The 1,319-nt window shown below is 52.7% G+C and carries 3 protein-coding genes; all 3 read left to right on the top strand.

Going from position 1 to position 1,319, the window contains the following annotated elements:
• A partial coding sequence (mobC, locus tag C814_RS13800; protein WP_016318083.1) for a plasmid mobilization relaxosome protein MobC occupies positions 1 to 260 on the top strand: 260 nt, incomplete at its 5' end.
• Between the two features lie 149 nt (positions 261 to 409).
• The gene (locus C814_RS13795) at positions 410 to 724 is read left to right on the top strand and encodes a hypothetical protein (RefSeq protein ID WP_016318082.1); all 315 of its coding nucleotides are present in this window, start codon (positions 410 to 412) and stop codon (positions 722 to 724) included.
• 116 nt (positions 725 to 840) lie between these two features.
• Positions 841 to 1,319 (top strand): relaxase/mobilization nuclease domain-containing protein (locus C814_RS13790; protein ID WP_016318081.1); only part of this gene is annotated, 479 nt, incomplete at its 3' end.

The raw sequence follows: 1,319 nt of genomic DNA, 5'->3' as shown, positions 1-1,319 counted from the left end.
CCCAGCTTGGAACCGTCAACCGGGAAGCCTACCTGCGGAAAATGGCGCTGGACGGGTATGTGGTAAAGCTGGATTTGCCGGAGCTGAAGGAGCTGGTGTCCCTGATGCGCTATTCCAGCAACAACCTGAACCAGCTGACCCGTAAAGTGCATGAAACCGGGCGGGTTTATGACGCTGACCTGGAGGATATATCCCAGCGGCAGGAACAGCTTTGGGACGGTGTGCAGAAGATACTGGCCCAGCTTTCTAAGCTCTCCTGACCGGAGAGTTTACCCCATCTGCGGAGGGAGGAACGGCGTTCTTCGCCGCGCCTTCCTCCGCTTTTTCTTTTTGACGGTAAACTTGCCGGATGTGCCGGAATCATGGATAATAGCGGCAGAACAGGGTTTTACGAAAGGAGTGGACTGCTATGATGTCATTTGAACAGGTGATAGACATTTTTGGGGACTATCTGGCATTGGATACAGAAATGGAAGTCTGCAAAAGCCGGTATGGGTATATCCGGGTGGAGTTTCATGGGACAGGGGAATTACCCGGCTATTGCAGCGGCATGGTCTGCCGTACCCCAAAGGAGCTTTTTGACCTTCTGCTTTCCGATTATGAAAGCTATCTGGAAATCCAGCGGACAAAGGGACGCAGGAATGTGACGGAGGAAGATAAAAACGAAATTACCGCACTGTGTCAATCCCGTTTGGAGAAGTGGGAAAAAGGAAACGCCAGATAGCTTTGGGTGATTTACTTTTGGCATGAAACAGGATAATCCGATATAAAAATGTTGAATAAAAAGAAACAAGCGGTCTGCGTATGCAGACCGTTTTGTTATGGAGGGAGGATTCCATCATGGCAACCACACGCATCATGCCGCTGCACACCGGCAAAGGCCGCACCGAAAGCCAGGCGGTCAGTGACATTATCGACTATGTAGCCAACCCACAAAAGACAGACAACGGCAGGCTCGTCACCGGCTTTGCGTGTGACAGCCGAGTAGCCGACGCCGAGTTTCTGCTGGCAAAACGTGAGTACATTTCCACCACTGGACGGGTACGGGGCGCGGACGATGTGCTGGCCTACCATGTCCGGCAGTCCTTTGTCCCCGGTGAGATCACCCCGGAAGAAGCCAACCGGCTGGGCGTGGAGTTTGCAAAGCGGTTCACCAAGGGAAATCACGCCTTTGTGGTCTGCACCCATATCGACAAATCCCATATCCATAACCACATCATCTGGAACGCAGTCAATGTGAACTGTGACCGGAAATTCCGAAACTTCTGGGGCAGCACCCGCGCGGTCCGGCGGCTGAATGATACCATCTGCGTTGAGAA

The sequence above is a fragment of the Anaerotruncus sp. G3(2012) genome (genome assembly GCF_000403395.2).
Taxonomy (GTDB): Bacteria; Bacillota; Clostridia; order Oscillospirales; family Ruminococcaceae; genus Anaerotruncus.
This window is presented reverse-complemented; position numbering and strand designations above follow the sequence as displayed.

Coding starts and splice junctions, on each gene's coding strand:
- C814_RS13795 (WP_016318082.1), top strand. CDS start 410: ATGATGTCATTTGAACAGGTGATAGACATTTTTGGGGACTATCTGGCA.